Here is a 26517-nt window from a genome sequence, read left to right as displayed (position 1 = left end):
CTATGGCACAAGTGAGCTGGCGTCACAGTCATTGTCAGAATGTGTGAAGGCCCACGATGACCGAAGCTATGATCCGCCCCGAAGGCAAAACGCTAGTTTTGAACGCTGCCGATAATATTGCGGTGGCACTGGCAAACTTGGATGTGGGCACGCAGACGCCGCAGGGCGTGGCGATTATTCGGCGGGTGCCGCGCGGGCATAAATTTGCCACGCAGCCGATTTTGGCCGGTGAGGCGGTCGTAAAATTTGGTCAAATCATTGGTTTCGCCAAAGAGAACATCGTGCCGGGCGATTGGGTGCATGAGCACAACTGCGGCATGGGTGGGCCCGATGGGTCGCTGAGCCATGATTATGCTTTTGCGCAGGGCGCGTTGCCGGTAGATTTTGTGCCCGCCGAAAATCGGGCCACGTTCCAAGGCTTTAAACGGGCGAATGGCTCGGTGGGGACGCGCAACTACATCGGTATTTTGACGTCGGTGAATTGTTCGGCAACCGTCGCGAAATTCATGGCGGAGGCGATTAACCGCTCCGGCGTGCTTGATGATTATCCCGAAATCGATGGTGTTATCCCCTTTGTCCATGGCACGGGCTGCGCCATGGACCTCTCGGGGGAGGGGTATCAAATCTTCCGCCGGACCCAGTGGGGGTATACGTCCAACCCCAATCTGGGGGCGGCGCTTCTGGTCGGCCTCGGTTGCGAAGGCTTCCAGATCGACAAGATGAAGGAAGCCTATAACCTCAAGGAAACCGACACCTTCCAGACCATGACGATCCAAGAGATCGGTGGGACGAGGAAGATCATTGATTGGGGTGTCGAGCGAATAAAGGAAATGCTGCCGGTAGCAGCGCGGGCGCGACGCGAGACTGTCGACGCTTCGCATCTGTCGCTGGCACTTCAATGCGGTGGGTCGGATGGCTATTCGGGCATTACCGCGAACCCGGCTCTGGGCGTTGCCGCGGACTTACTGGTGAAGCAGGGCGGCACGGCCATCCTCTCGGAAACGCCGGAAATTTATGGTGCGGAGCACTTGCTTACGCGCCGCGCAGTGAACCAGGACGTGGGTGAAAAGCTCATAGCGCGCATAAAGTGGTGGGAGGAATACACCGCGCGCAATGGTGGGGAGATGAACAACAATCCATCGCCGGGCAATAAGCTTGGTGGGTTGACGACGATTTTGGAAAAGTCGCTCGGTGCTGCGGCCAAGGGCGGCACGACGCCGCTTACCGCTGTTTATGAATATGCCGAAAAGGTCACCGAAAAGGGCTTTGTGTTTATGGACACGCCCGGCTTTGATCCGGTGTCTGCTACTGGGCAGGTGGCGGGTGGGGCCAATATTTTGGCGTTCACAACCGGCCGTGGCTCCGCCTATGGCTGCAAACCCGTACCGTCGATTAAGCTCGCGACAAATTCGGACATGTATGCGCGCATGATGGACGACATGGACATCAACTGTGGGGACATTGTTGAGGGCGTGTCGATCGAGGCCAAGGGGCAGGAGATTTTTGATCTGATGCTGCGCGTGGCTTCAGGCGAAGAAACCAAGTCTGAAGCGCTGGGCTATGGCGACAATGAATTCGTGCCTTGGCAAGTTGGCGCGGTGATGTAATCGCTGCCATTTGGCCGGACAAAAAATGGGCGGCACTTAGGTGCTGCCCTTTGTTTTTTTGACGTGCAAATCAGAAAATCTCCAAGAAACCGAAAAATGAAATTAGGGTCTTGAAGGGGCATTTTTGAACCCTACATCTGAAGCGTTCGCCGGTATCCGGGAACGCCGGTTCAGAAAATACAGCGCTCGCCACAGATGGGGGTGCATCTTTTATGGCCGGAGCAAACATCCACGTTGCTTAATGAAAGAATGTGAAAATGCAGACCGTCGATTTCTCCCCATTCTACCGTTCCACTGTTGGCTTTGATCGCCTGTTCAACCGTTTGGACACGCTTTCGGCTCAGGAAACGAAGAGCTACCCTCCTTACAACATTGAGCGCACCGGTGATGATGCTTATCGCATCTCCATCGCAGTTGCAGGTTTCTCCAATGGCGACATCGCAGTCGAAACCAAGGAAAACAGCCTCGTGGTGAAGGGTGCCAAGGCTGTTGAAGCTGGTGACACCAAGCGCGAGTTCCTGCATCGCGGCATTGCTGAGCGCTCCTTCGAGCTGCGCTTCCAGCTGGCTGACTATGTTGAAGTGCAAGGCGCGAGCCTCGAAAATGGCCTGCTGCATCTCGAGTTGAAGCGCGAGCTGCCGGAAAGCAAGAAGCCGCGCACCATCGCAATCAACTCGGCAGCCCCGACTGCCACCATCGAAGACAAGTCGGTTAACTAACCTTCTCTGGGCCCGCTCTTCCTCCTGCGGGCCCTATCTCCCTCCGACGTCCATCGGATAGGCAAAGGCGCAGGCTCGTTCCCTGCGCCTTTTTCTTGTGCAGTCAGAGTGTTTGCATCAAATAGGAGTTTCGCGCTCCATCCCTGAAATTCTGGCAGTTTTGCGAGAGATGTTATCCTTAAACGGGCATTCTCCTATCATTTCCTATAGGTAATTCCACAGAACTCCTATTTTTTCTTCTCGTGCTGCGTCGAAACTGCTTGCTGCCAGTTTGGAATTATGCAAATGTGGGAGTGTTAGGGCAGTATCTCTGTCCTATCTCCGTGCGTCCCGCTCTCCGCGGTCAAGCGCACACGCTGGTTCGGCTGGCCCGCTTATCGTGAGCGGAAACGGATAGGCGGGGCGAGAGGAAGCCCGAAGTTGAGCGGCCATTTGGATGCAGCGCCGCTACCCTATATTATCGACGGATACGCCGTTCGAGCCGTACGCTGTACGACCCGCAACTTCGCTGTGTCTGTTATTAACTTGCGGCTTGCCGCCTGTGCATTCGTCCCCCTGTGAAGGGGCAATTCAGTTAAGGGATAAGTTTGATGGTCATGAGCCCAGGATCGAACCAGACGCCAACACGCCAGTCCGCCGCCGGCGCGGTTCAGGGACGCCCGGCGGCACAAGGCCTGTATGACCCCAAACGCGAGCGCGATGCCTGTGGCATCGGCATGATCGCGAACATTAAGAATAAGCCTAGCCACGAAGTGGTCCAGAAGGGTCTCGAAATCCTCGAGAATCTGGAACATCGCGGCGCCGTTGGCGCAGACCCCTTGATGGGCGATGGCGCTGGCATTCTCGTGCAGACACCGCACGCCTTCTTCAAGAAGGTGCTGCCCTTCGCACTTCCCGAAAAGCACCACTACGCAGTCGCAATGATCTTCTACCCGAATGGGGAAGAGCTCAAAGTCCGTTGCGCCGAAGTGGTTCGTCGCTGCATCGCCCAAGAAGGCCTCACGGTTCTCGGCGAGCGCACTGTGCCTTGGGATAACTCCAAGCTTTCCGAAGGCGTTATCGCCACGCAGCCGATCATCGAACAGATGGTTGTGGCGCGTCCGGACGGCCTGACCCTCGATGAGTTCGAGCGCAAGCTCCTCATCGTGCGCAAAGTCATTTCCAACACCGTTTATGGCGAGGTCTCCGAGAGCCAGTCGGACAACGGCTTCTATGTCGTGTCGATGTCGGCCCGTACGCTCGTCTATAAGGGCATGTTCCTCGCGGACCAGCTGGGCGCATTCTATACCGACCTTCACGACGAAGATTTCGAAAGCGCGATTGCCCTTGTGCACCAGCGTTTCTCGACCAATACCTTCCCGTCCTGGAAGCTGGCACACCCCTATCGCATGACCACCCACAATGGTGAAATCAACACCATCCGTGGCAACGTCAACTGGATGGCTGCCCGTCAGGCTTCGGTGCACTCCAAGTATTATGCCGAGGATATCGGCAAGCTTTGGCCGATCTCCTACGAAGGTCAGTCCGATACGGCATGCTTTGACAACGCGCTCGAATTCCTCGTGCGGGGTGGCTATCCGCTGCCGCACGCAGCGATGATGCTCGTGCCAGAAGCATGGGCTGGTAACCCGCTGATGGATGAAAAGCGTCGCGCTTTTTACCAGTACCACGCCTCCTTGATGGAGCCATGGGACGGTCCGGCAGCGATGTCGATCTCGGACGGCCGCTATGTTGTGGCAACGCTCGATCGTAACGGTCTGCGCCCGGCACGCTACCTTGTGACCAAGGAAGATCACGTCATTCTGGCTTCGGAATCGGGCGTGCTCGATATTCCGGATGAAGACATTGTTGAACGCTGGCGCTTGCAGCCGGGTCGTATGTTGCTCATCGATCTGGAGCAAGGGCGCATTATCTCGGATGACGAGATCAAGTCGACGCTCGCTACCTCCAATCCATATGCTGATTGGCTCGCGCGCACCCAGATCGTTCTGGAAGATCTTCCCGCCGTTGCACCAAAAGCTCCGGAGTCGACCGAAGCGCTGCTCGATCGCTTGCAAGCGTTTGGCTATACGCAGGAAGACGTAAAACTGCTGATGGCGCCAATGGCGACCACTGGGCAGGAAGCCGTTGGCTCGATGGGGACGGACACACCGCTGTCGGCGCTGTCGAACCAGTCCAAGCTGCTTTACACCTACTTCAAGCAGAACTTTGCGCAGGTCACCAACCCGCCAATTGATCCGATCCGCGAAGAATCGGTGATGAGCCTTGTCTCGTTCATTGGTCCGCGTCCGAACCTGTTTGACCTAGAAGGTCTTTCGAAGGTGAAGCGCCTTGAAGTGCGCCAGCCAATCCTGACCAATGAAGATCTCGAAAAGATCCGTGGCATTGGCGAGATCGACAGCAACCAGTTCAAGACCAAGACGCTCGACATTACCTATCCTAAGTCGGAAGGTGCTGAAGGCATGGAAGCGGCGATTGAACGCCTCTGCCAGTCCGCAGAAGATGCCGTGCGCGGTGAATACAACATCATCATTCTGAGCGACCGTTTGGTTGCCGCAGATCGTCTGGATATCCCGACCCTGCTGGCGCTCGCGGCTGTTCACCACCACCTGATCCGCAAGGGTCTGCGTACCTCGACCGGCCTCGTGGTTGAAACGGGTGAAGCCCGCGAAATCCACCACTTCGCTATGCTCGCGGGCTATGGCGCAGAAGCGATCAACCCATACCTCGCCTTCGAAGCGCTGCAGTCCTTGCACGCTGAAAGCAAATTCCCTGAGGAAGTGTCGGCGGATGAAGTGGTCTACCGCTACATCAAGTCCGTCGGTAAGGGCCTGCTCAAAGTCATGTCCAAGATGGGCATTTCGACCTACCAGTCCTATTGCGGCGCGCAGATCTTTGATGCGGTTGGTCTCAACTCCGATTTCGTCAACAAGTACTTCTTTGGCACCTCGACCTCGATCGAGGGCGTGGGCCTTGGTGAAGTTTCGGAAGAAACCGTTCGTCGCCACGACCTCGCCTTTGGCGATGATACTGTGCTGCGCAAGTCGCTCGAAGTCGGTGGCGAATATGCCTACCGTATCCGCGGCGAAAAGCACGCTTGGTCCCCTGACGTTGTCGCTGACCTGCAGCATGCTGTGCGTACGGCTGATGAAGCGCCTGAGAATGCTCAGGATCGCTACAACAGCTTTGCCACGCGCGTGAATGAAGCTGAAAACGGCTATCTCGCCATTCGTCACCTCTTGGACGTGAAGCCAATTGGCGAGGCTGTCGCATTGGACGACGTTGAGCCTGCTGCGGACATCGTCAAGCGTTTCGTTACCGGCGCGATGAGCTTTGGCTCGATCAGCCGTGAAGCGCATACGACGCTTGCTCAGGCCATGAACAAGATCGGCGGCAAGTCCAACACCGGTGAAGGTGGCGAAGAGCCTGATCGCTATAAGCCACTGGCAGATGGTTCGCAGAACCCACTGCGTTCGGCCATTAAGCAGGTTGCTTCGGGTCGCTTTGGTGTGACGGCTGAATATCTGGTCAACTCGGACCAGATCCAGATCAAGGTTGCACAGGGCGCAAAGCCAGGTGAAGGCGGTCAGCTGCCGGGCCATAAGGTCGACTGGATTGTGGCCAAGACCCGTCACTCGACCCCAGGCGTGGGCCTTATCTCCCCGCCGCCGCACCACGACATCTACTCGATCGAAGATCTCGCGCAGCTCATTTACGATCTCAAGAACGTCAATGAACAGGCCGACATTTCGGTCAAGCTCGTGTCAGAAGGCGGTGTTGGTACGGTTGCCGCTGGCGTTGCCAAGGCACGTGCTGACCACATCACCATCTCCGGCTTTGACGGTGGCACTGGCGCTTCGCCACTGACCTCGCTCAAGCACGCTGGTGGTCCGTGGGAAATCGGTCTGGCAGAAACCCATCAAACGCTGGTGCTCAACCGCCTACGCTCACGTGTTCGCCTGCAGGTTGACGGTGGTCTCAAGACCGGCCGCGACGTGCTGATCGGCGCGCTGCTGGGGGCTGATGAATTCGGCTTCTCGACTGCGCCATTGATCGCGGCTGGCTGCATCATGATGCGTAAGTGTCACCTCAACACCTGCCCGGTTGGCGTTGCTACCCAGGATCCGGTGCTGCGCAAGCGCTTCAAGGGCACGCCAGAACACGTCATCAACTACTTCTTCTTTGTGGCAGAAGAGCTGCGTGGCATCATGGCTTCGCTGGGCGCACGCACGCTCAATGAGCTGGTTGGCCGCTCGGACCTGCTGGCACAGAAGGGCGTTGATACCCACTGGAAGACCGGAGGGGTTGATCTCGCCAAGCTGATCTACAAGCCGGAGCCTCTGGGTGAAGACACGATCTTCCACTCGGAAGTTCAGAACCACCACCTTGAAGCTGTGCTTGACCGTCAGCTGGTTGAGCTGGCCGCTCCGGCACTCGAAAACGGCACTCCGGTGCAGATCGATCTGCCGATCCGCAGCCGTGACCGTTCGGCTGGGGCAATGCTCTCGGGCGCTCTCGCCAAGAAGTACGGCAATGACGGCCTGCCGGAAGACACCATTTCGATCACCCTGCGTGGCACGGCTGGTCAGGCATTTGGTGCCTTCCTCTCGAAGGGCATTTCCATCGATATGATCGGCGATGCCAATGACTATGTCGGCAAGGGCCTAGCTGGTGGTCGCATTGTGGTGCGTCCATCCGACAAGATCGGCATTGTTCCGGAAAAGTCGATCATCGTCGGTAACACCGTGCTTTACGGTGCGACCTCAGGTGAATGCTACTTCCGCGGTGTTGCGGGCGAGCGTTTCGCCGTTCGTAACTCCGGCGCTATTGCAGTTGTCGAAGGTACCGGCGACCACGGTTGCGAATACATGACCGGTGGTCTGGTTGTCGTCATGGGCAAGACCGGTCGAAACTTTGCTGCAGGGATGTCCGGCGGCGTGGCTTATGTTCTCGATGAGGAAGGTACCTTCCGCGATCGCTGTAACCTGGCCATGGTCGATCTCGAACCGGTGCAGGAAGAAGAAGATCTGATGCAGAAACTCCACCACCACGGTGGGGATCTCGAATGGCATGGCCGTGTCGACATCTCTGGCGACATGACCAAGCACGACGATGAACGTCTGCACCAGCTCATCTCCAACCACCTGCACTACACCGGCTCGACCCGCGCCAAGTATATCCTTGAGAACTGGACCGAGATGCGTCCGAAATTCGTTAAGGTCATGCCGGTCGAATACCGTCGCGCCATCCTTGAGATGGAAAAGAAGCGCGCCTTTGGCGTCAATGTGGCTGCTGAGTAAGGGGAGAGCGAGCAATGGGTAAGGTTACTGGCTTTCTCGAAATCGAACGTGAAGAATCCCGCTATCAGCCGGCTTCGGACCGCATTCGTCACTTTGGTGAGTTCACTATTCCACTGTCAGAAGCGCGCGTCACCGATCAGGCGGCGCGTTGCATGGACTGCGGCATCCCCTTCTGCCACGGCGATACGGGCTGCCCGGTTCACAATCAGATCCCGGATTGGAACGACCTCGTTTACAACAACGACTGGGAAGAGGCTGCGCGCAACCTCCACTCGACCAATAACTTCCCCGAATTCACCGGCCGCATATGCCCCGCTCCGTGCGAGGAAGCGTGTACGCTGAATTTGGAAGATAGCCCGGTCGCGATCAAAACTGTTGAGCAGGCGATTGCCGACAAGGCAATCCGTGGCGGTTGGGTCAAGCCCGTTATCGCTGAAGCCAAGACCGGCAAGAAGGTCGCCATCGTTGGCGGTGGTCCTGCAGGCATGGCTGCGGCCCAGCAGCTGGCGCGCGCAGGCCATGATGTTCACCTCTATGAGCGTGAGCCCAAGGCTGGCGGTCTGCTGCGCTACGGCATTCCAGACTTTAAGATGGAAAAAGAACACATCGACTTCCGCGTTTCGCAGATGGAAGCCGAAGGCGTCACTTTCCATTATGGCGAAAACATTGGCGTCACGCGTCCGCTCTCAGAATTGCAGGCGGGTTATGATGCTGTGCTGCTGACCGGTGGTGCAGAACGTCCGCGCGATGTGGATGTTGAAGGCAAGGACTTTGACGGCGTTCATTTCGCTATGCCGTTCCTCGTCCAGCAGAACCGTCGCGTCGGTGGCGAAGACGTCTCCGAACAGTTCCAGCTGTCGGCTGCGGGCAAGCATGTTGTGGTTGTCGGTGGTGGTGATACGGCTTCGGACTGCGTTGGTACTTCGTTCCGTCAGGGCGCGATTGCCGTGACCCAGCTCGACGTGCGTCCAATGCCGCCGGAAATGGAAGACAAGCTGACCAACTGGCCAAATTGGGCAGTTAAGATGCGTACCTCGTCTTCGCAGGCAGAAGGCGCGATCCGTGAGTTTTCTGCAGGCACGATGAAGATCATCAGCAATGCCAAGGGGCATGTCACGGGCGTTGAATGCGCGCGTGTTGATCGTTCGCGTAAGCCAATTCCGGGTTCGGAATTCATCATCAAGGCCGACCTCGTGCTCTTCGCCATCGGCTTTGCTGGTCCAGTTGCCGAAGGCATGCTGACCGAGCTGGGTGCTGATCTCGACAAGCGTGGCAATCTGTTTGCTGACACGTTTACCTACAAGACCTCGGTCGATAAGGTTTACGCAGCAGGCGATATGCGCCGTGGCCAGTCCCTCGTTGTTTGGGCGATCCGTGAGGGCCGTCAGGCCGCCCGTGCCATTGACCTTGATTTGATGGGCAAGACTGCACTGCCGCGCTAAGCGGCTAGGGTTGAAGTGAATAGAAAGCCCCGCTCCGGCGGGGCTTTTTTGTTTTAAGCGCTTCCCCCACCCGGCTCCCCCGCAGGCGGGGGAGGGGAGCGAAAGTGCACCGCTTGATGCCGCCGCAAGATCCGAGCGGTTCCTCCCTCATTTATGGGGGAGGCTAGGTTGGGGCATGCAATCTAGGGAGTAAGTAAGCCTTCTGTTGACCCCAAACCCGCCCCGCTCTAAGACCGCACTCTCTGCGCTGCCGAGGACTCACATGAGCCACACACCTTACGTCATTGATGAATTGATCTCCGCCAAAGCCATCGCTGCACGCGTTGAGGCGCTGGCGAAGGAAATTTCGGCTCACTACTCGGATACCGACAAGCTGGTGGTTGTTGGGCTGCTGCGCGGCTCGTTTATTTTCATCGCGGATCTCGTGCGTGAAATTAATCTGCCAGTGGAAGTCGATTTCATCGAAGCCTCATCCTATGGCGACGGCATGGAATCGAGCCGTGAAGTGCGCATCTTGAAGGATCTGCGTGGCGAAATCGGTGGTCGCGACGTGCTGGTGGTGGAAGATATTATCGACACCGGTCACACGCTGACCCATGTGCTCGAAATCCTCAACACGCGTCACCCGCGCCGGATCGAAATTTGCGCGCTACTCAACAAGCCGTCGCGTCGTGAAGCGGAAGTGAACGCCAAGTGGATTGGCTTTGATATTCCAGACGAGTTCGTGGTTGGTTATGGCATCGACTACGGCCAGCGCAACCGTAACCTTGGCTATATCGGTAAGGTGCGTTTCACCGACGACGAATAGAATTTAGGGCGCTGCGGCGCCCTTTGTTCTGCGCAGTGAACGCAGAATGAATGCCTTTCTCGGATCGGGTTCAGACCTGGGTGCGTAGTTATGGGGGGCGGTTCAAAGTCCCCCGCACCCCGCTTGGGCCGCAATCAAAAGGAAAAGCCAGTGGCCATCAGGTTGCTGGCTTTTCTTTTACCCTCAAGGCAGTAAGGTTCACAGCCGTAAGCATGAGGACGTCGTGACAGTACTCGTTGATCCGAATGGAGCAAAACTCCTCTCAATTCCCAATAATCCAGCACCGGAAGGGGCGCGGGTGGGGTATTTTCGGACCTCGGATAGGGTGCGCCTGCGCTATGCGCTGTGGCCACGGAAAGGCGATGTCGCGCGTGGAACGGTCTGCCTTGTGCAAGGGCGCACCGAATATATTGAAAAATATTTTGAGACAGTCGCTGATTTTCAAAAGCGTGGATTTGCTGTGGCGACATTTGATTGGCGCGGGCAGGGCGGCTCAGATCGGCTGATTGGCAATAAGACCCTAGGTTATGTCGATCGCTTTGAGGATTACTGGACCGATCTGCGCTGTTTCCATCGCGATATTTTGCTGCCCGATTGTCCGGGGCCATTCTATCTCGTCGGGCATTCTATGGGTGGTATGGCCAGCCTTTACGCGGCAACACAGGATCGGATGATCTTTGATCGTGTGTTCCTGTCAGCGCCTATGGTTGGGCTCCATGGCATGGAAGATAGCTTGCCAAAAGTGCGGATAGTCGCTGAGACGCTAAGCTTTCTGGGACTTGGACGCCTGCCAATGGCGCGTCGAGGGGATCGTCGGCCCGATGAAGCCATGTTCCCCAACAACCCGCTCACATCCGACGCGGGGCGATATCAGCGCATGATTGAGACACTCCGCGCCGATGAGAGCCTATACATTGGGTCGCCGACATTTCGTTGGCTTGCCGCGGCCATGGGGGCGATGATGGCCACGAAGCGGGATCGCTTCCCCAGCGAGATACAAATTCCTGTCCTGATGCTGGCGGCTGGCGGAGACCGTATCGTCTCAACGCCCGCGATTGAGGAGTTGGGCTTGCGACTGCGCACAGGACACCACACTGTTGTGCCGGGTGCCCAGCACGAGTTGTTCATGGAAAACAACCGCGTTCGTGCTCAGGTTTTTGCGGCGTTCGACGCGTTTGTAACCAATCAGACGGTTTAGGTGCCGCCCAGCAGAACCGAGGCGCGGGCGACCATAGGGATGCCACTCGGAAGTGGAAATGGGCCAACGGGTCGGAAGATATAATTCAGCGTGACCTCCAAGTGATGATAGGGCGCGGACTTTTCAGTCAGCGCGACTGTTAGGTCCTCAGCCGTGATCGTGGTGCCCTTGGTGTCAGCAAAGATCTGGGTGGTAGCGCCACTTCTATCCTCTGGGGCGAACAGCAGGTGACGTGCGCCCCCTTCGGCGATCTGGGTCAGCGTGGCGTGCGCATGAATCGCGAAGCCCACCTCTGTCAGTCCGACCAGAGTCAGAATGAAGATCGGAGCAACGAGCGCAAATTCCACTGCTGATCCGCCGCGGTCGTCGCGCAGTGCGCTTTTTGAATTTCTCAGCCGCCGCATTATTTGTACCCCACAAAGAGTTCAAAATTAGCGGCTATGGACATGTCGACGCCCATGAGCGGGCTCGCATAAGGCAGGCTGGCACTTGCCAGAACGTAGTGCGCAACGCCCTTTGAACAACTCTGGCTGCAGACAATAGCTTGGCTGTTGCAGCGGCAGATTTTCTCGACGGAAACGCTGGCTGCACCCGCTTTGTCATTCAATTGATGATTGATGACGGTGCTGGTCATGGCGAGATCGGCGCCCTCAGTCTGCATAACGTGCTGCATTCCAGAATTGAGCGCCGACTGCACTTTGATCTTTTCGGTGAACCCCGTTCCGAGATCGTACACAGCGACAAGCAGAAGGAGAACGATCGGGACGATGAGGGCGAACTCAATCGCGGCATTTCCGGCCGCCGTGCGCCAAAACCGACGGAGAATGCGCAAGAGGGCCATCATGCTGCAGGACCTTTGGCGAGACGGACATGGCCAGCATTTGCACTCACACCAGTGCCGCCTGAGCAATTATTGTTGATGGTGCCCGCACCGCGAATGTCGATCATTGACGCAACAATCTGCGTGCAGCGGGCCGTGGCGAGGTTGGGTCCTGCCTCGGTGAGTAGTCTATCATTGGGGAAATAGACTGCGCCTTGCACATTGCCCAAAATGCCGATGAGACGGACATCTCTACCGGCGAGATTGGGGTTCCCCATGATAGCTATACCCGCCGTTGGGCCGGTTTTTGGCGCACTCAACTGCCATTGAACATCTTGGGCAATGTCTAGGACGTGCGTTTGATCGACATAGATCGTGACGCCCTCGCCGATAATTTTCGCACCATTCGTGGCGCGGAAGCCGGCCGTAAAATAATAAATGCCCGGAGCCAGCGTCACTGTGCCGGCAATCTCAACTTGTTTGCCATATTTTCCCGGATGCAGGCTGGCGCCGCCGGGCATGCCTGCGCCATACCGGCCTTGGGCAACATTCTGATCGGCCAAGGTGTTGGTGTCTGGAATTTGGCTTGTGCCCCAAAACTGGGTGCCAGCGAGATGGTTGCTGGTTTCGGCACGCGTATAGGTGCCATTGGGGCAATTGCTAAAGGTGATTTTTGCGCTGCCGTTTGTGGCGTAATTCCCTGGCGTGGTTGCGCATTCGGCGGCCAGTCGGGTTGACCCTTCACCCCAAATAGCGTCCGCGCTGTTGGAATTGGTCGCGACCGTGCAGCTCATGTTCACTTGGACAGAGGCGGCAATGAGGATCGAGCGAGACTGCTTCTGCTTTAACGCCAACATGCACGGCACGTTTGGCGCAGCGGTGTTTGCCGTAGCATACGAAACGGTGGAGATATCGAGCCAGCTCTGTTCGAGAAAGAGTTGCGATAGGAACAGACGCGAGGGTTCTTGGAGGATGGCGCGTGAGGAATTAGCGCCCAAAGTCCCGTCTGGCGACGGGATCAAAATCACGATCTGATCGTCTGGTCCCGAATATCCAGATGCACGTGCCTCGGCGATACCGATGGTGACGGCATCAGTGAGTGACTTGTTCTTCTGATAGGCGACAAGCGCGCTATAGGCGGCTGCGTCCGCCGCGATTTGCAGACGGTTTTTATCCGCGTACCAAGAGCCCACTTCAATCGCGAGTGCGGAAACCCCAAGCAGCGATGGCAGGAGAATGCCAAATATTATGGCGACCCCACCCGAATTGTCGGTGAGAAGTTTTCTAAGGTTACGCAATGTTTCGATGCCCCCAGCGAAAGCGCGTAGAGGCATCTAACATGTTGTCAGTTAATAAAACGTTCGGACACTATTTGGCTTTAACAATGAGTTCTAGAGCTTTTTCGAGCAGTTCTTGGCTCGCGGCCGCGACTACATTTCCGCCACCTGTGGGCTCTGATCCATCCCAACAAGATATGGCGCCGCCAGCTTCTCGGATGATCGGCACCAGGGCGGCAATGTCGTATGTGTTCAGGTATGGCTCAATGACGAGATCTGCATGGCCTGAGGCGAGTAGGGCATATCCATAGCAGTCCATGCCGAAGCGTTGGAGACGCGTGGCGCCTTCAATAGCTTGCCATTTCGCCTGGAGGTCTTCTGTGTCAAACAGCTTGGGTGTCGTCGTAAATACCCGTGCTGACTCCAATTCGCTTAAGCCGGAAGTTCTGTTCGATTGAGCAAGCTCGCCGCGTCGATAGGTGGAGGCCCCTGGCACCGCTAGGTAATTTTCGCCAATGAACGGTTGGCTCATCAGGCCCGCGACCGCAACACCGTCTACAGCAAAAGCGATGAGTGTGCCCCAAACGGGTGCGCCGGATATGAACGCCCGTGTGCCATCGACCGGGTCGATGATCCAGCTATAGCGACTGTCCCCTGTGCGGCCCCATTCTTCGCCGATGATCGCATGGTCCGGGAATGCTTGTTCGATCACGGCGCGGATGGCGGTTTCAGCACCTTTGTCCGCTTCCGTCACAGGATCAAAGCCCTTGGCCAGCTTGTTGTCAACGGCGATCGGTGTGCGGAAAAGGGGAAGTGTTTTTGCCGCCGCTGCGTCGGCGGCCGCAAGTAGCGTCGCCTGAATGCGGGCAAAGTCAATTTCTGAGGGGAGGTCGGCCATTATCGCTCACCAATGCCAGCGGGTTTTCTGACCAAAGCAGATAGCTTGCAATGCAGCAGGGTTAAACCCCTAAAGCATTTCTGATCGGCGCAGTTCGGGCCATGTTGGTTCTAAGCAGAGGGGATGATTGGTTTTCTATTCTGCCGCCTTAGACAGTCCAACCCGATTTGTCGCTAAGGCGACGAGGTCAAGACCGATCAGGGTCTGGATCAGGCTGTCGATCACCGTTTTCATGGTGGCGAAGCCCGAGTGTTTTTCGAGGGTGACCTCGTTCATATAGAGGTGGCGGCTGATTTCGATCTGGAGCGCGTGGACACCATGCTGGGGGCGGCCATAGGACCGCGTGCAAAATCCCCCCGCATAGGGGCGGTTTCTGGCGACCTTTAACCCTGCAGTGGTGAATGCGGTTTCGACCAGATCGATGAGGGGGGCGGCGCAGGTCGTGCCGTAGCGGTCGCCCAATACGACGTCCGGCGTAGCGCGTTCACCGTTGCGACCAATACGCGGCATAGAATGACAATCAATGAGGATCGCAATTCCCGAATGGGCAATAGCCTCACTCAAGAGCTTTTGAAGCGCAGCGTGGTAGGGGTGATAAATCCCCTCAATACGCATGCGAGCATCGTCCATGGTCAGGCGTTCGCGGTAGATAGGCTTATTCTCAGCGACTACGCGGGCAATGGTGCCCAAGCCAGCGGCAACGCGCGGCGAGGTGGTGTTAAAGCGATCTGATAAGGAGTCGACGAACATCGTGGGATCCAGCTCCCACGGTTCACGATTGACGTCCAGATACGCGCGCGGAAAATGCGCTCTCAGTAAGGGGGCGCCAAGATGTGGTGCTCGGGCGAAGAGTTCGTCCACATAAGCGTCTTCCGATTGGCGGATCGACAGATGATCGAGCCGTGCCATTGCCAGAAATCGTTCTGGATAGACTTTGCCAGAATGAGGTGAATTGAAAACAAGGGGCGATACCGGCCGCCGCGGGCGGATGGTTTCGAATGCAGGTTGATCCCAATAATCGGATCGCACGCGTTTCCCCCATTGCGCTCAGAGCGCCGCCGTGATTCTGCTCATACCAGTTTCGCCCTTCGCGACCGACTTGTCCAGTTTGTCGCGCAATTGCCTTGTGGCGTTCCTCGAAAGAACTGCCTATGGTCGAGAGTGGTTGCGAAACTGCAGAACTGGCATAATTATCGCCAGAACTCCGACTCACTCTTAAAGACGACATCAGGGATGCTGATGAAGCGAATTCTGCTTGCTGAAGACGACAACGATATGCGCCAGTTCCTGACGCGCGCGCTCAAGAACGCAGGCTATGACGTTGTCTCATTCGACAATGGGCTGTCCGCCTATGAGCGTCTGCGCGAGGAGCCTTTCTCGCTGCTGCTCAGTGATATTGTGATGCCCGAAATGGACGGGATCGAGTTGGCACGTCGCGCCACCGAACTCGATCCAGATCTCAAGGTCATGTTCATCACTGGCTTTGCCGCTGTCGCATTGAACCCAGACAGCGACGCGCCCAAGGATGCCTCTGTTTTGTCAAAGCCATTCCACTTGCGCGATTTGGTGAGTGAAGTGGAACGCCTACTCGCCGCGTAAGCGGGGCGAGCGCGCAAAATGCTAGGCGTTTCGCGGTAATCTGCGGAAACTGCAAAAGAATTTGCGAAAGTAATCCACAGGGGGCAAACGGCCTCTTGACCGGCGGAACCGAAATATGGTCTATCGCCAACATCGGAAGCGGCAACGCTTCTGACCCGAGAGAGATGGGCGTATAGCTCAGCGGGAGAGCACTACGTTGACATCGTAGGGGTCACAAGTTCGATCCTTGTTACGCCCACCATCTCTTTCTCCTCTGCACATTGCAGGGGGTGCGTAGCTCAGCGGGAGAGCACTGCCTTCACACGGCAGGGGTCACAGGTTCAATCCCTGTCGCACCCACCATGATACAGAACAGGCTTTCAGCTCAGTTCATGCGGGAAACCGGATAAACGACGTTGTAAGACAGTTCACCCGAGAGATGGGCGTATAGCTCAGCGGGAGAGCACTACGTTGACATCGTAGGGGTCACAAGTTCGATCCTTGTTACGCCCACCATCTCTTTTTCATCAAAAATAAAGTCGCCTAAACCAAGCCCACCAGATTGGTGGCCGTGGTGTTTGTCGCTTTGATGCGCCGAATACGGATTGGCATTATGCTGCCTGTAGGGATGTTGGCCAATGTTAACTCGGCGCCGGACAGCAGTGTCACAGCAAGATTGCCGCCGGTCCCAATATAAATGGCGCGGGTCGGCTCGGTTAGGTCTAGCGAGTCAGAAGGGCTTATGGAGAAGCCGTGGTCCGCAGGGGAACTCAAGCTCTTGGCGTGGCCGGAATATCGATCTGTCATTTCAACTCTCTTTTTGCGCTGTAGAGAGCGTATGCCGAGCCAGCGGTCCGGGGATAACTCCGATAAGTTCATCTTAAACGCGAAGGCGATGATCGTTCGCCTTTAGCATTTTCCCCGAGGGGTTCGGAGTTGGTGTTGTTTTTGTTGGGTGTTGTTGCAGAAAGTTAACTTTAGGAGGCTCGGGGTGGGATGTACACTTCGGAATTGCTTGCTGGTTTCGTGATTTATTGATTTGATGAAATTGGAGTGCTTGTCACTTGCTTTCAGTAAGGATAGAAACGCTCTATACAACTGTCAGTCCATATTTTTAATTAATAAGCGTTGGCTAAAGTGCGTGTGTCGATCTCGGTCCGACCGTTGCTTGTCTCTGGCGCAAAAGTAGCGATGCAAACGCGGAACCAAGTCGCTGAGCATGAGTTCATCTGCTGAATTGATGGAGAGCGTTCGCCTATGCACAATGATCCATCTCGGCTGCTAAGCCCGGGTGAGACCGAACGCTTCAAGTTTCTGGTCGACACGATAAGCGAGTATGCGATTTTCGCTCTTGATGACGAGGGGCGGATAACCTCGTGGAATCGTGGCGCTACGTTACTCAGCGGTTTGTCGGCGACCGACGCCATTGGTCGGCATCTCGATAGCTTGTTTAAAAGTAGTTCTCATTCCCTTGGTCTGATGATGTGCATTCAGCAGGCCATAGGCGAAGCTGGTCGATTTGAGAGCACCGAGTTTTTGTGTCGTGGAACCTCGTCGCCGGTGCCCGTTCACGTCACAGCTGAAGCACTTCTGGGGCGAGATAAGAGCGATTCCGCCTATGGGGTGACGATCCGTGCGATAGACGAATTTGACAGCTCTGACGTGCATCCACTCGGCACCGAAGACGGATTTCGCACTCTGGTTATGAATGTTTCAGACTATGCGATTTCCATGCTGAGCTTGGAGGGTCGTGTTGAAAGCTGGAACAAGGGTGCGGAGCGGATCAACGGCTATACGGCCGAAGAGATAATCGGCACGCATTTTTCTGCGTTTTTCCCGAGCGAGGCTCGAGCTGCGGGCTTGCCTCAGAGAGCGCTTGAGATTGCCGCCACCAAAGGCCACTTCCACGATGAAGCGCAACGCGTTCGCAAGGATGGGACGGTTTTTTGGGCCAGCATTGCGATTGATGCTATCCGCGACAGCAATGGCCTGCTGGTTGGTTTTGCTAAGATCGTTCGTGATATCACCGATCGGATCAAGCAGCAGGAAAGTCTCGAGCAAGCCCGTGAAGAATTGTTCCAAACCCAAAAGTTGGAGGCTATTGGCCAGCTGACGGGTGGCGTCGCACATGACTTCAATAACCTATTGATGGTGGTGATGGGCAGCCTTGAAGTGCTGAAGAGGCGATTGCCCGCTGATGACCGCAATAGTCGCCTCATCGACAACGCCTATCAAGCCGCCCAACGTGGCGCCCAATTGACCAAACGCATGTTGGCTTTTGCCCGCAAACAGGACTTGGAGAATCGTCCTGTTGACCTTGCTGAAGTGGTGCGGGGAATGGGTGAACTCTTGAGCCGCACGCTCGGGCACTCGGTGATGGTGGAAACGCGCTTTCCGATTAGCCTGCCCAAGGTCAGCACAGATCCCAATCATTTGGATGCCGCGCTGCTGAACCTAGCCGTCAATGCGCGCGATGCAATGCCCAACGGGGGCACGCTTCGGTTTTCGGCAGCGGAGCACGACATCGCTCCCGGCCATGTGAAACTCAAGCCCGGCAAGTATGTTTGCCTGTCGGTTGAGGACACTGGCGAAGGCATGGACGAAGAAACGCTCGCACATGCTCGTGAACCGTTCTTCACCACTAAAGGGGTCGGAAAAGGCACTGGCTTGGGACTGCCGATGGTTCAGGGGATCGCTGAGCAGTCCGGCGGCATGATGTCGATCTACAGCGTAAAAGGGGAAGGGACGAGGGTCGAGCTTTGGCTTGAAGCACTCGCCGCCGAGACTGAGCCGGTGGCTGAAGTGATCAAACCTGATGCCCTGACACCGCGCATTGCTAAAACCCAGCTCAAAGTCCTAGCGGTTGATGATGATGCGCTGGTTTTGCTCAACACCTCTCTCATGCTCGAGGAACTGGGTCATAAGGTCGTTGAGGCGCATTCTGGTGCGGAGGCTCTGGCCTTGCTCGAAGCGAACCAAGACATTGATCTCGTTATCACGGATCACGCCATGCCGCGCATGACTGGGGTGGCGCTGGCTGAAGAAATTATCAAGCAGTACCCAGAGCTTCCCGTCGCTTTAGCCAGTGGCTATGCCGATATTGAGCAGGCGCGACGGATGAACCTGCCGCGCTTGGCCAAGCCATTTACACAAGGCGAGCTCCAGAAGCTGATTTCGACCCTAACAGAGGCTCCCGCAGCCTGATTTCACCAGAGCGTCTCTTTGGCCCGTTGAGGCCAAGATTTATCATAGCTCTCGCCGCCGACGGCATTGGCTGTGATCGCGGCTAACATTTGTCCCGCAGAGGGAAGATCTTTGGGATCGACGTGATGATCCGGGTTCCATAGCTCCGAGCGCATGATGGCGCGGGCGCACTGGAAGTAAATTTCCTCAATCTGCAACACGACGACGGTCCGCGGTGCTTTTTCCTCGATGGCGAAGCTTGCGAGTAAGGCGGGGTCTGCCGAAAGATGCGCCCGGCCATTGGCCCGCAATGTGGTGCCGGAGCCCGGAATGAGAAAAAGAAGCGCACAGCGGGGATCCCGCACGATATTTCGCAGGCTGTCGATACGGTTATTGCCCCGGCGATCCGGCATCATCAGCGTGCTGCTGTCATGAATCCGAATGAAACCCGGTTTGTCGCCACGGGGCGAGCAGTCGAGGCCTTCGGGGCCAGACGTCGCGAGTGCCACAAAGGGGCTGGCTTCGATGAGGCGGGCGTATTCCGGTGTGACGGTGGGGCTGACCTTCACCAGGGAGGCTGGGGCTGGCGCTGGTTGATAGAGCGCCTCGAGTTCAGCGATTGAGGAAATCACAGTCATAGCGCCTCCGCGTTCTCGGCCAGACTTGATGGAACAAGGTGGTGGGAATAGGCGCTTAGACTAACTATATCCTTGAGGCGAACAAGGGTGATTGAAGGAGTAAAGCCATGAATGGCCATACTTACAAGGTGACGCGTACTGATCAGGAATGGCAGGAGCGCCTGACACCCGAGCAATATTATATTATGCGCCAGCACGGTACCGAGCGTCCGGGCTCTTGCGCCTTGTTGCATGAGAAGCGTCAGGGTGTTTTTTCCTGTGCAGGCTGTGACACGCCGCTGTTTGGCGCGACGCTGAAGTTTGAAAGTGGCACGGGTTGGCCAAGTTTTAACGACCCTCTACCCGGAGCTGTAGCGAGTACAGTTGACCGCTCGCATGGCATGGTTCGTACCGAGGTGCATTGCGCGACTTGCGGGAGCCATCTCGGGCATGTTTTCCCTGATGGACCGCCTCCAACGGGCCTGCGCTACTGCATCAATGGGATCGCGCTGAACTTCGAGCCGAGTGCGGAATAAGCCCTTTGAACATGTTCTCGGCAGAGTTTTGCTCTGCCGAGAGATCTAACGCACACAGGCATGCGTAAGTGAGTTGAAAGGTTCGATCGCTACAAGGGATGAGCGCAGGGTGTGTCATACAGCAGTGTAGGCAACACATGCTGAAGGAAGGCGTTGGCCAGACTTCGACGCTCTGCTCTTAACGAAGGCGCGGGCGGTTTCGCGTTTCGTCATGTTACGGAGTTTGTATTGCGTCATCCCAAATATATTCTCGGTGCAGTTGCTGTTAGCACGCTGCTTCCGAGTGTCGCCCTTGCCCAGAATTTTGGCCAGCTCGATCAAGCTCAGCTGAGTTACTCCCAAGCGGAAACCCGGCCAGATCTTATCGTTGAACTCGGCCTCGGTGCGGGTGCGGTGCCAGCCTATGAGGGTGCTTCCACCTACACCGGTACGATCATTCCCCTCATCAATCTCGAACGCCTCAATATTCCCGGCGTGATCGACATTGGTGGTGCTGGCGCGACCGATGGACTGAAGATCGCTCCGTCCATTAGCGTCGTGCGTGAACGCAAAAGCGTCGATTTCGCACCATTGGCTGGCCTAAACAATGTCGACACGACCTACGCCCTCGGTGGTCGAATTGGCTATGAAATCGGCTTGAACGAAGCTGTCAGCGTCCAGCCTTATGTGGCTGCTCGCTATGCTTTCGGCGGCGCGCAAGGCTTTGTCGGGGAAGTGGGTCTCGATATGACGGCGCGGCTGACGCCCGAGCTGACCCTTGTTGCTGGGCCTGTCGTGAACTTCGCCAGCGAAAACTATATGGACCGATATTACGGCGTCAGCGCTGCAGAATCTGCGTCGACGGGCGGGCGTTTGGCCGCGTTCGATCCGCAAGGTGGGATCAGGTCGGTCGGCGTAAAAGCTGCTGTGAAGTATGAGTTCGTCGCCGACACCTTCCTTAATCTTGAAGGGTCCTATTCACGTATCGTGGGCGGCGCCGAAAACTCGCCAATCGTCCAGTCGGGCAGCGACTCTGCCTTTACTGCGGGCGTCGGTATTTCACGTCGCTTTTCGTTCAACTACTAAGTCTACCCGGGGGCAGGCCATGCCCCCGGCTCACGCTTTAGAGCTGATACGAGTGGGTGTTAGCTGCGTTCGGCGATCTTCGTGCCGATAAAGCGACCGAGCCCCAGGCCGACGACATAGAGGGCCACACGCATCCAGAACTCGGGGATATGGAACACGAATTGCGTGGCGATCACGGCAATTACGACGCCCACTATCGCTCCGATATCGCTGAAACGTTGCGTTTTTGGTTTATCGCGCCAAGCCAATGTATTGCCCCCCAAATGCGTTGTCCATCTTAGCTAGCTGATTTGCGTCTACCCTGAAAGAATGAACCTCTGTGCGGGCAGATCTGCCCTAAGTGCCGCGGGGCTTGGCGCGGCTGGTTGCTGGGGCTGCAATGGGGTCTTCGGGCCAAGGGTGACGCGGATAGCGGCCCTTTAAGTCTTTTGCCACGTCTTTCCATGAGCCTCGCCAGAAGCCGGGCAGATCGCGCGTCGTTTGGATCGGGCGATGAGCCGGGGACAGCAGGATCAGCAGCAGCGGGATTTTGCCATTGGCGACAGAGGGGTGGCGGTCAAGTCCGAAGAGTTCCTGCACGCGTACTTCGAGGGCTGGGCCATTTTCCGCAGCATAGTCAATCGGTAAGTTACTGCCTGAAGGCGCTGAGTAGTGGCTGGGCAGAAGGCGGTCAATGTCTTGCCGCGCTGACCACGGGAGCAGGCCATCAAGGGCTGCGCCCATGTGTTCGGCAGTGATTGCAGCTAGTTTGGTTTCGCCGAAAAGATGGGGGGCGAGCCAAGCAGGATCTTGCGTTAAAGCGGTGTCAGACAGATCAGGCCAATCGCCGCCAAGTGTTTGATGCAAATAGGTTGCGCGGGCTCGGATGGCCTTTTGGTCTCTGGACCAGGGAAGGTTTTCTGGGCGCTTTAGCGCCGCTTCGGCCAGAAGCTGCGCGGCGGCTTCATGGTCAGTGACTGGCGCGGTGTCATCGGCAAGTATTAGGGCGTCGAGGCGGCGCTGGCGGCGGGCGCGGACGGAGCCGGTTTGCGTGTCAAATGTCAGAGTGGTTTCAGATTTTATATGCGCGCCAAAGAGTTGGTCGAGCTCATCTGCGCTGAGCGCGGCGGCTGAGCGAATGCGGCCTTGGGTGGCACTGCCGGTGATGTCGGCGACGACGAGAAAGGGCGCCCCTGCAAGGGCATGGGCTTCGTCGAGTTGGGCTTGGCGGCCATTGGCGAGGCGGAAGCGTCCGCGCGCGCCAGCGGGCTGCGCGACCCTGTCAGGGAAGGCGTTGGCGAGATGATAGCCAGCGGCTAGAGGCTCGCCGGATCGGGCACTGCCAGTCTGCTTGGCCCAGCGTTGAGCGAGCGCTCGCGCGTCATCAGCGCGTTTGCCGCGTTCGGAGCGGAAGCGCTCGAGACGGCGGGCGAGATCGGTATCGTCGCCACCAAGGCCACGCTCACCAATGAGAACGGCGAGTTCGGCTGCAGTTTTGGCGTCGCCCGCTTCTGCTCCGGCGACAATCATATGCGCAAGCCGAGGGTGGAGAGTAAGTTTGGCTAGGGCTTTGCCTGCGCTCGTCAATTGTCCTGTTTGGTCGATAGCGTCAAGGCGCGTGAGCAGAGCCTTGGCTTCCGCCCATGCGGGGGCAGGGGGCGGATCGAGGAAGGCCAATGCCTTCGGATCGGTAACACCCCAAGCGGCCAAGTCGAGCAGCAGATTAGACAGATCTGCCGCCAAAATCTCAGGTGTGTCAAAGGCTTCGAGCGCTGCTGTCTGGCCTTCGTTCCAAAGGCGGATGCAAACGCCGGGGCTGGTACGACCAGCGCGGCCACGGCGCTGGTCAGCGCCAGCGCGAGAGACGCGTTTGGTTGCAAGTGTCGTCAGCCCGGTCGAGGGTTCGTAGACGGGAACACGGCGGAAGCCGCTGTCGACGACAATCCTAATCCCTTCAATTGTCAGGGAAGTCTCGGCGATAGAGGTGGCAAGAACGATCTTGCGGCGGCCTTCCGGGGCGGGCTGGATGGCGCGATCTTGTTCGGCAGGCGTGAGCTGGCCATAGAGCGGCGCGAGATCGACATTGGCCGGAAGGCGCTGCGCGAGACGCTCGGCGGTGCGGGTGATCTCGCCTTGCCCGGGCAAGAAAACCAAGGCTGAGCCTTCATGCTCGCGCATGGCTTTGAGGACGGCGGAGGTGACCTGATCTTCAAGCCGTTGCAGCGGATCGGGCTCCGCATAAAATGTTTCGACCGGGAAGGTTCTGCCGGGACTATCAAGGACTTGCGCATTGTCGAGCAGAACTGAAATGCCGGCGCTGTCGATGGTCGCGGACATGACGACGATTTTTAGATCATCGCGAAGGGCGCGGGCGTCGAGCGCTAGGGCAAGGCCGAGGTCGGCATCAAGGCTGCGTTCGTGGAACTCGTCGAACAGCACGGCAGCGACGCCGGACAGTTCTGGATCGTCCAAGATCATGCGGGTGAAAACACCCTCGGTGACCACTTCAATTCGGGTCTTGGCAGAGACCTTGGATTCCATGCGGACGCGATAACCCACTGTTTGGCCAACGTCTTCTCCCAAGAGCTTGGCCATTTGCCGGGCGGCTGCGCGAGCTGCGAGGCGGCGGGGTTCAAGGAGGATGATCTTGCCATCTTTGCGCCAATCGGCATCGAGGAGGGCCAGTGGTACGCGCGTGGTTTTACCCGCGCCGGGTTGGGCCACAACTATGGCACCTTGCTGGCATTTAAGGGCCTCAGAGAGGGCCGGAAGTATGGCGTCGATGGGCAGATGGGGCCAATTCATGCCCACGGGATAACCGTGCCGTGGCTTTGGAGCAAGTACTCCGGATTTTTACCGATTATTATGTCGGATCGAACGAATTTGGGTCGAAGCGTCTACAGGGGCGGAACCATGAGAGATAAGTTCCGGTCCGACACAAAACTGCCGGAGATCGCTATGCAGCTCACCCGTATCGCCAATGATGAGCTCACCGTCGATGTGGCTGCGCTTGGGGCAGAGATGCAGTCGCTGCAAACGCGGGATGGGCGGAACTGGATGTGGCAGGGCGATGCCAATTTCTGGACGGGTCGTTCGCCCATTCTGTTTCCCATTGTCGGCAAGGCGATCAACGATAGTCTGCAGATAGATGGCGAGCGCTTTCAGATGGGACAGCACGGCTTCGCGCGGCGATGTGCGTTCGAGCTGGTGCTGGAAGAGGCGAGCCGGTGCACCTATCGCCTGAGCGCGTCAGATGCGACGCTGCAAATGTATCCGTTCGATTTCCAACTCGATATTGAGCATCGCCTTGTGGGACGCTCAGTGATTGTGACGGCAACGGTGGTCAACCTTGGTGATAAGCCCATGCCGTTTGGTGTCGGTTTCCACCCCGCATTTGCCTGGCCGCTGCCGGGCGCAAGTGGCGCGCACAAGATCCGTCTGGAGAACCAGAACGCGCCGGGGATGAAGCGCTTGTCGGGCGGTGTGTTCAATGAAGAGGTTTTGCCGTCTCCGTTCGTGGACGGGGAGTTGACCCTCGATCATAGCCAGTTTGTTGACGATGCCATGGTCTTCATGGAAGGGGCGGGAGAGGCCCTTGTTTATGGTCCTGACGAAGGTCCGAGCTTGCGGTTCTCGTGGACCAATCTGCCGAATTTTGCGCTGTGGACCAAGCCTGGCGCTGGGTTTGTCTGCCTCGAGCCCTGGCACGGGACGGCAGCGGCTCAGGGGATGAGCGACGAGTTGGCGGATCGGCCGTATACGTATTGTCTCGAAGCGGGCGACAGCGCGAGTTTTGCGTTTGAAGCTGAGGTAAGGGGGTAAGTTAGCCCCCACCCGGCCTCCCCCAGATAGGGGGAGGGGCGCCGGGGCTATAGTTTTGGTGCTCGGTATAGAGCTCTCGGGGGCTGACCTGAGCGCCGCGTGTTGAGTTTTACTCGGCAGCCGGGCGGTGGTCAGCGAGGGCGTCGGGGCCTGCGGGATCGCCGGGCAGGGTTTCTGCGCCGAGGTCTGGGAAGGCGACAATGCGCTGATTGCGGAAATCCGTGCGCAGGACGATCAATCCGCGTTCTTCAAACCATGTGAGCAGACGGCGCGCGCGTGAGGCCGAGTGTGTGCCGTATAGGCGCGCGAGGGTTGCGTCGGACGGGCAAGGTTGGCTGGTCAAAGCCGCTTGTGCGAGTACGAGGAAAACGCCCTGTACGTCGTCGGTAAGGGTTTCCGAGAGATCAAGAGCTTGCTGCCAGCCCTCGGACTTGGCCACATCTTCTTCGGGGGCAACGCGAGCGACGTTGAGCATGCGCTTGAATTGCGGCAGGGCCGGAGGCTCGCCGGGAACGCGACGAATGCGGCAGCGAACCAAAAAGTCCTGATAGAGTTGAGCATTGGTGCGGAAACCCGCATCCGGATCGCCCATCAGTTCTTCCATGACGGCCTTGATCAATTCATCTCGCTCGGCCTGATCGATTTCAGGGAAGAGCGTTGGTGGTGGTTGATCGGCTTCTGCTTCCGCCTTTGCCTTCGCGCGCTTTTCAGCGACCTGCGCCAGCAATTCGTTGGTTGATGGCGGTGGTGGCGGAGGCGGACGGCGCACGATTGGACGGGTGATCTCGTCTGGATCGTGGGTGAAGATCAGGTCCGCTGCATCGACCGGCGCATCTGGGAGTGGGGTCAGCTTAGGCGATGTGGAACGGGCCGAGGTTTCGACCGCGCCAATAACGATCGGCAGCGGGCGGCGCGAAATGGCTGGGCCGAGGGCGACGAAGTGGCCGCGCTGAAGATCGCGGAACTGCTCGGCCTGACGGCGATCCATGCCCAAAAGGTCGGCGGCGCGCGCCATGTCGATGTCGAGGAAGGTACGGCCCATGAGGAAGTTGGACGCTTCCGCAGCCACGTTCTTGGCCAGCTTAGCCAGACGCTGGGTGGCGATGACGCCTGCGAGGCCGCGCTTACGGCCACGGCACATAAGGTTGGTCATGGCGCCAAGGGAGAGTTTGCGCGCTTCGTCGGAGACTTCGCCAGCGGCTGCGGGCGCAAAGAGCTGGGCTTCGTCAACAACGACGAGCACAGGATACCAGTAGTCACGGTCGGCATCGAACATGCCGCCAAGGAAGGCAGCGGCAGCGCGCATTTGCTGCTCTGCGTCGAGACCTTCGAGATTGAGCACGACGGAGACGCGGTGCTGGCGCACGCGGTTGGCGATACGGGTCAGTTCCGCTTCGGTGCGGGTGGCATCGACAACCAAATGGCCGAACTTGTCCGAAAGGGTGACGAAGTCCCCTTCCGGATCAATGATGCATTGTTGAACCCACGGGGCGGATTGTTCGAGCAAACGGCGCAAAAGATGCGATTTGCCCGAGCCAGAATTGCCCTGCACCAGTAGACGGGTGGCGAGCAGCTCTTCCAGATCCATTGCGGCGGAGCCTTGGCCCCGCGCCTGTCCCATGTCGATTGCGACCTGCATTGCTTCTCCAGCGGAATGCGCTCGCACTC

At 57.5% G+C, this 26517-nt stretch carries 21 protein-coding genes and 3 tRNA genes; 14 read left to right on the top strand and 10 right to left on the bottom strand.

The genetic code is table 11. The features are described 5' to 3' along the window. Positions 1-56: 56 nt before the first annotated feature. From JHC09_RS10880 to JHC09_RS10855, 6 genes are all read left to right on the top strand, one after another. Entirely contained in the window at positions 57-1607 is a 1551-nt protein-coding gene (locus JHC09_RS10880; RefSeq protein ID WP_248308970.1) for an altronate dehydratase family protein, read from the top strand. Between the two features lie 257 nt (positions 1608-1864). Then, positions 1865-2326 (top strand): Hsp20 family protein, encoded by a 462-nt coding sequence (locus tag JHC09_RS10875; RefSeq protein WP_169196797.1) that lies wholly within the window; start codon positions 1865-1867, stop codon positions 2324-2326. Positions 2327-2922: 596 nt separating this feature from the next. Next, entirely contained in the window at positions 2923-7626 is a 4704-nt protein-coding gene (gene gltB / locus JHC09_RS10870) for a glutamate synthase large subunit (RefSeq protein WP_248308981.1), read from the top strand. 14 nt (positions 7627-7640) lie between these two features. Then, positions 7641-9068, top strand: a complete 1428-nt coding sequence (locus JHC09_RS10865; RefSeq protein WP_199531944.1) for a glutamate synthase subunit beta — start codon at positions 7641-7643, stop codon at positions 9066-9068. Positions 9069-9330: 262 nt separating this feature from the next. After that, complete coding sequence (gene hpt / locus JHC09_RS10860) at positions 9331-9876, top strand: hypoxanthine phosphoribosyltransferase (RefSeq protein WP_169196794.1); 546 nt, start codon at positions 9331-9333, stop codon at positions 9874-9876. Between the two features lie 223 nt (positions 9877-10099). After that, positions 10100-11074 carry an alpha/beta hydrolase gene (locus JHC09_RS10855; RefSeq protein WP_199531943.1) on the top strand — a complete coding sequence of 325 codons (975 nt, stop codon included), beginning with the start codon at positions 10100-10102 and terminating at the stop codon, positions 11072-11074. On the opposite strand, the gene JHC09_RS10850 is transcribed toward JHC09_RS10855, so the two are convergent. From JHC09_RS10850 to JHC09_RS10830, 5 genes are all read right to left on the bottom strand, one after another. Beyond that, positions 11071-11478, bottom strand: coding sequence for a TadE/TadG family type IV pilus assembly protein (locus JHC09_RS10850; protein WP_199531942.1), 408 nt, complete (start codon positions 11476-11478; stop codon positions 11071-11073). The genes JHC09_RS10855 and JHC09_RS10850 overlap by 4 nt on opposite strands. Continuing rightward, a complete protein-coding gene (locus JHC09_RS10845) occupies positions 11478-11918 on the bottom strand; it encodes a TadE/TadG family type IV pilus assembly protein (protein ID WP_199531941.1) in 441 nt (146 codons plus the stop codon). The genes JHC09_RS10850 and JHC09_RS10845 overlap by 1 nt, the downstream gene beginning before the upstream one ends. Then, positions 11915-13228: a pilus assembly protein TadG-related protein gene (locus tag JHC09_RS10840; protein WP_199531940.1), complete on the bottom strand. Its 1314-nt coding sequence runs from the start codon at positions 13226-13228 to the stop codon at positions 11915-11917. The genes JHC09_RS10845 and JHC09_RS10840 overlap by 4 nt, the downstream gene beginning before the upstream one ends. Positions 13229-13262: 34 nt before the next feature. Continuing rightward, positions 13263-14069 carry a histidinol-phosphatase gene (gene hisN / locus JHC09_RS10835; protein WP_199531939.1) on the bottom strand — a complete coding sequence of 269 codons (807 nt, stop codon included), beginning with the start codon at positions 14067-14069 and terminating at the stop codon, positions 13263-13265. A gap of 135 nt (positions 14070-14204) precedes the next feature. Continuing rightward, complete coding sequence (locus JHC09_RS10830; protein WP_169196788.1) at positions 14205-15098, bottom strand: N-formylglutamate amidohydrolase; 894 nt, start codon at positions 15096-15098, stop codon at positions 14205-14207. Between the two features lie 210 nt (positions 15099-15308). Here JHC09_RS10830 and JHC09_RS10825 point away from each other — a divergent pair, with 210 nt between their 5' ends. The 4 genes from JHC09_RS10825 to JHC09_RS10810 all read left to right on the top strand — a co-directional run bounded on the left by JHC09_RS10825 (position 15309) and on the right by JHC09_RS10810 (position 16163). Next, a complete protein-coding gene (locus tag JHC09_RS10825; protein ID WP_169196787.1) occupies positions 15309-15668 on the top strand; it encodes a cell cycle two-component system response regulator CpdR in 360 nt (119 codons plus the stop codon). Positions 15669-15834: 166 nt separating this feature from the next. Beyond that, positions 15835-15909: transfer RNA gene (locus JHC09_RS10820), tRNA-Val, on the top strand. A 26-nt stretch (positions 15910-15935) separates the two neighbouring features. Further along, positions 15936-16010 (top strand) — tRNA-Val (locus tag JHC09_RS10815). 78 nt (positions 16011-16088) lie between these two features. Further along, positions 16089-16163 (top strand) — tRNA-Val (locus tag JHC09_RS10810). Positions 16164-16190: 27 nt separating this feature from the next. Here the strand turns inward: JHC09_RS10810 and JHC09_RS10805 are convergent. After that, on the bottom strand, positions 16191-16454 hold the full coding sequence (locus JHC09_RS10805) for a hypothetical protein (protein WP_199531938.1): 264 nt from the start codon (positions 16452-16454) through the stop codon (positions 16191-16193). 450 nt (positions 16455-16904) lie between these two features. On the opposite strand from JHC09_RS10805, the gene JHC09_RS10800 reads away from it, so the two are divergent. Continuing rightward, positions 16905-18851, top strand: a complete 1947-nt coding sequence (locus JHC09_RS10800) for a PAS domain-containing sensor histidine kinase (RefSeq protein ID WP_199531937.1) — start codon at positions 16905-16907, stop codon at positions 18849-18851. Between the two features lie 2 nt (positions 18852-18853). On the opposite strand, the gene JHC09_RS10795 is transcribed toward JHC09_RS10800, so the two are convergent. Then, the gene (locus tag JHC09_RS10795; RefSeq protein WP_199531936.1) at positions 18854-19468 is read right to left on the bottom strand and encodes a pyridoxamine 5'-phosphate oxidase family protein; all 615 of its coding nucleotides are present in this window, start codon (positions 19466-19468) and stop codon (positions 18854-18856) included. A 107-nt stretch (positions 19469-19575) separates the two neighbouring features. On the opposite strand from JHC09_RS10795, the gene msrB reads away from it, so the two are divergent. Together msrB and JHC09_RS10785 are read left to right on the top strand one after the other, a co-directional pair. Beyond that, positions 19576-19983 (top strand): peptide-methionine (R)-S-oxide reductase MsrB, encoded by a 408-nt coding sequence (gene msrB / locus JHC09_RS10790; protein ID WP_199531935.1) that lies wholly within the window; start codon positions 19576-19578, stop codon positions 19981-19983. A gap of 228 nt (positions 19984-20211) precedes the next feature. Further along, positions 20212-21048, top strand: coding sequence for a MipA/OmpV family protein (locus JHC09_RS10785; RefSeq protein WP_199531934.1), 837 nt, complete (start codon positions 20212-20214; stop codon positions 21046-21048). Between the two features lie 59 nt (positions 21049-21107). Here the strand turns inward: JHC09_RS10785 and JHC09_RS17070 are convergent, their stop codons facing one another. Next, positions 21108-21242 (bottom strand): hypothetical protein, encoded by a 135-nt coding sequence (locus JHC09_RS17070; protein ID WP_282567601.1) that lies wholly within the window; start codon positions 21240-21242, stop codon positions 21108-21110. Between the two features lie 142 nt (positions 21243-21384). Next, positions 21385-23832 carry an ATP-dependent helicase HrpB gene (hrpB, locus tag JHC09_RS10780; protein ID WP_199531978.1) on the bottom strand — a complete coding sequence of 816 codons (2448 nt, stop codon included), beginning with the start codon at positions 23830-23832 and terminating at the stop codon, positions 21385-21387. Positions 23833-23985: 153 nt separating this feature from the next. Between hrpB and JHC09_RS10775 the strand changes: the two genes are divergently transcribed. Further along, entirely contained in the window at positions 23986-24849 is an 864-nt protein-coding gene (locus JHC09_RS10775; RefSeq protein WP_199531977.1) for an aldose 1-epimerase family protein, read from the top strand. A gap of 109 nt (positions 24850-24958) precedes the next feature. Here JHC09_RS10775 and JHC09_RS10770 read toward each other — a convergent pair whose 3' ends face one another. Next, positions 24959-26488, bottom strand: coding sequence for an ATP-binding protein (locus JHC09_RS10770; RefSeq protein ID WP_182394396.1), 1530 nt, complete (start codon positions 26486-26488; stop codon positions 24959-24961). Positions 26489-26517: the final 29 nt, after the last annotated feature.

This window comes from Devosia sp. MC532 (assembly GCF_016461625.1).
Taxonomy (GTDB): domain Bacteria; phylum Pseudomonadota; class Alphaproteobacteria; order Rhizobiales; family Devosiaceae; genus Devosia.
The sequence above is the reverse complement of the archived record's forward strand: the minus strand, read 5'-3'. Positions and strand labels throughout refer to the sequence as shown.

Excerpts from the sequence above, each read along its gene's own strand:
- JHC09_RS10880 (WP_248308970.1), top strand. The coding sequence starts at position 57 with ATGACCGAAGCTATGATCCGCCCCGAAGGCAAAACGCTAGTTTTGAAC.
- JHC09_RS10875 (WP_169196797.1), top strand. The coding sequence starts at position 1,865 with ATGCAGACCGTCGATTTCTCCCCATTCTACCGTTCCACTGTTGGCTTT.
- gltB (WP_248308981.1), top strand. The coding sequence starts at position 2,923 with ATGAGCCCAGGATCGAACCAGACGCCAACACGCCAGTCCGCCGCCGGC.
- JHC09_RS10865 (WP_199531944.1), top strand. The coding sequence starts at position 7,641 with ATGGGTAAGGTTACTGGCTTTCTCGAAATCGAACGTGAAGAATCCCGC.
- hpt (WP_169196794.1), top strand. The coding sequence starts at position 9,331 with ATGAGCCACACACCTTACGTCATTGATGAATTGATCTCCGCCAAAGCC.
- JHC09_RS10850 (WP_199531942.1), bottom strand. The coding sequence starts at position 11,478 with ATGCGGCGGCTGAGAAATTCAAAAAGCGCACTGCGCGACGACCGCGGC.
- JHC09_RS10845 (WP_199531941.1), bottom strand. The coding sequence starts at position 11,918 with ATGATGGCCCTCTTGCGCATTCTCCGTCGGTTTTGGCGCACGGCGGCC.
- JHC09_RS10840 (WP_199531940.1), bottom strand. The coding sequence starts at position 13,228 with ATGCCTCTACGCGCTTTCGCTGGGGGCATCGAAACATTGCGTAACCTT.
- hisN (WP_199531939.1), bottom strand. The coding sequence starts at position 14,069 with ATGGCCGACCTCCCCTCAGAAATTGACTTTGCCCGCATTCAGGCGACG.
- JHC09_RS10825 (WP_169196787.1), top strand. The coding sequence starts at position 15,309 with ATGAAGCGAATTCTGCTTGCTGAAGACGACAACGATATGCGCCAGTTC.
- JHC09_RS10805 (WP_199531938.1), bottom strand. The coding sequence starts at position 16,454 with ATGACAGATCGATATTCCGGCCACGCCAAGAGCTTGAGTTCCCCTGCG.
- JHC09_RS10800 (WP_199531937.1), top strand. The coding sequence starts at position 16,905 with ATGCACAATGATCCATCTCGGCTGCTAAGCCCGGGTGAGACCGAACGC.
- JHC09_RS10795 (WP_199531936.1), bottom strand. The coding sequence starts at position 19,468 with ATGACTGTGATTTCCTCAATCGCTGAACTCGAGGCGCTCTATCAACCA.
- msrB (WP_199531935.1), top strand. The coding sequence starts at position 19,576 with ATGAATGGCCATACTTACAAGGTGACGCGTACTGATCAGGAATGGCAG.
- hrpB (WP_199531978.1), bottom strand. The coding sequence starts at position 23,832 with ATGAATTGGCCCCATCTGCCCATCGACGCCATACTTCCGGCCCTCTCT.
- JHC09_RS10775 (WP_199531977.1), top strand. The coding sequence starts at position 23,986 with ATGCAGCTCACCCGTATCGCCAATGATGAGCTCACCGTCGATGTGGCT.
- JHC09_RS10770 (WP_182394396.1), bottom strand. The coding sequence starts at position 26,488 with ATGCAGGTCGCAATCGACATGGGACAGGCGCGGGGCCAAGGCTCCGCC.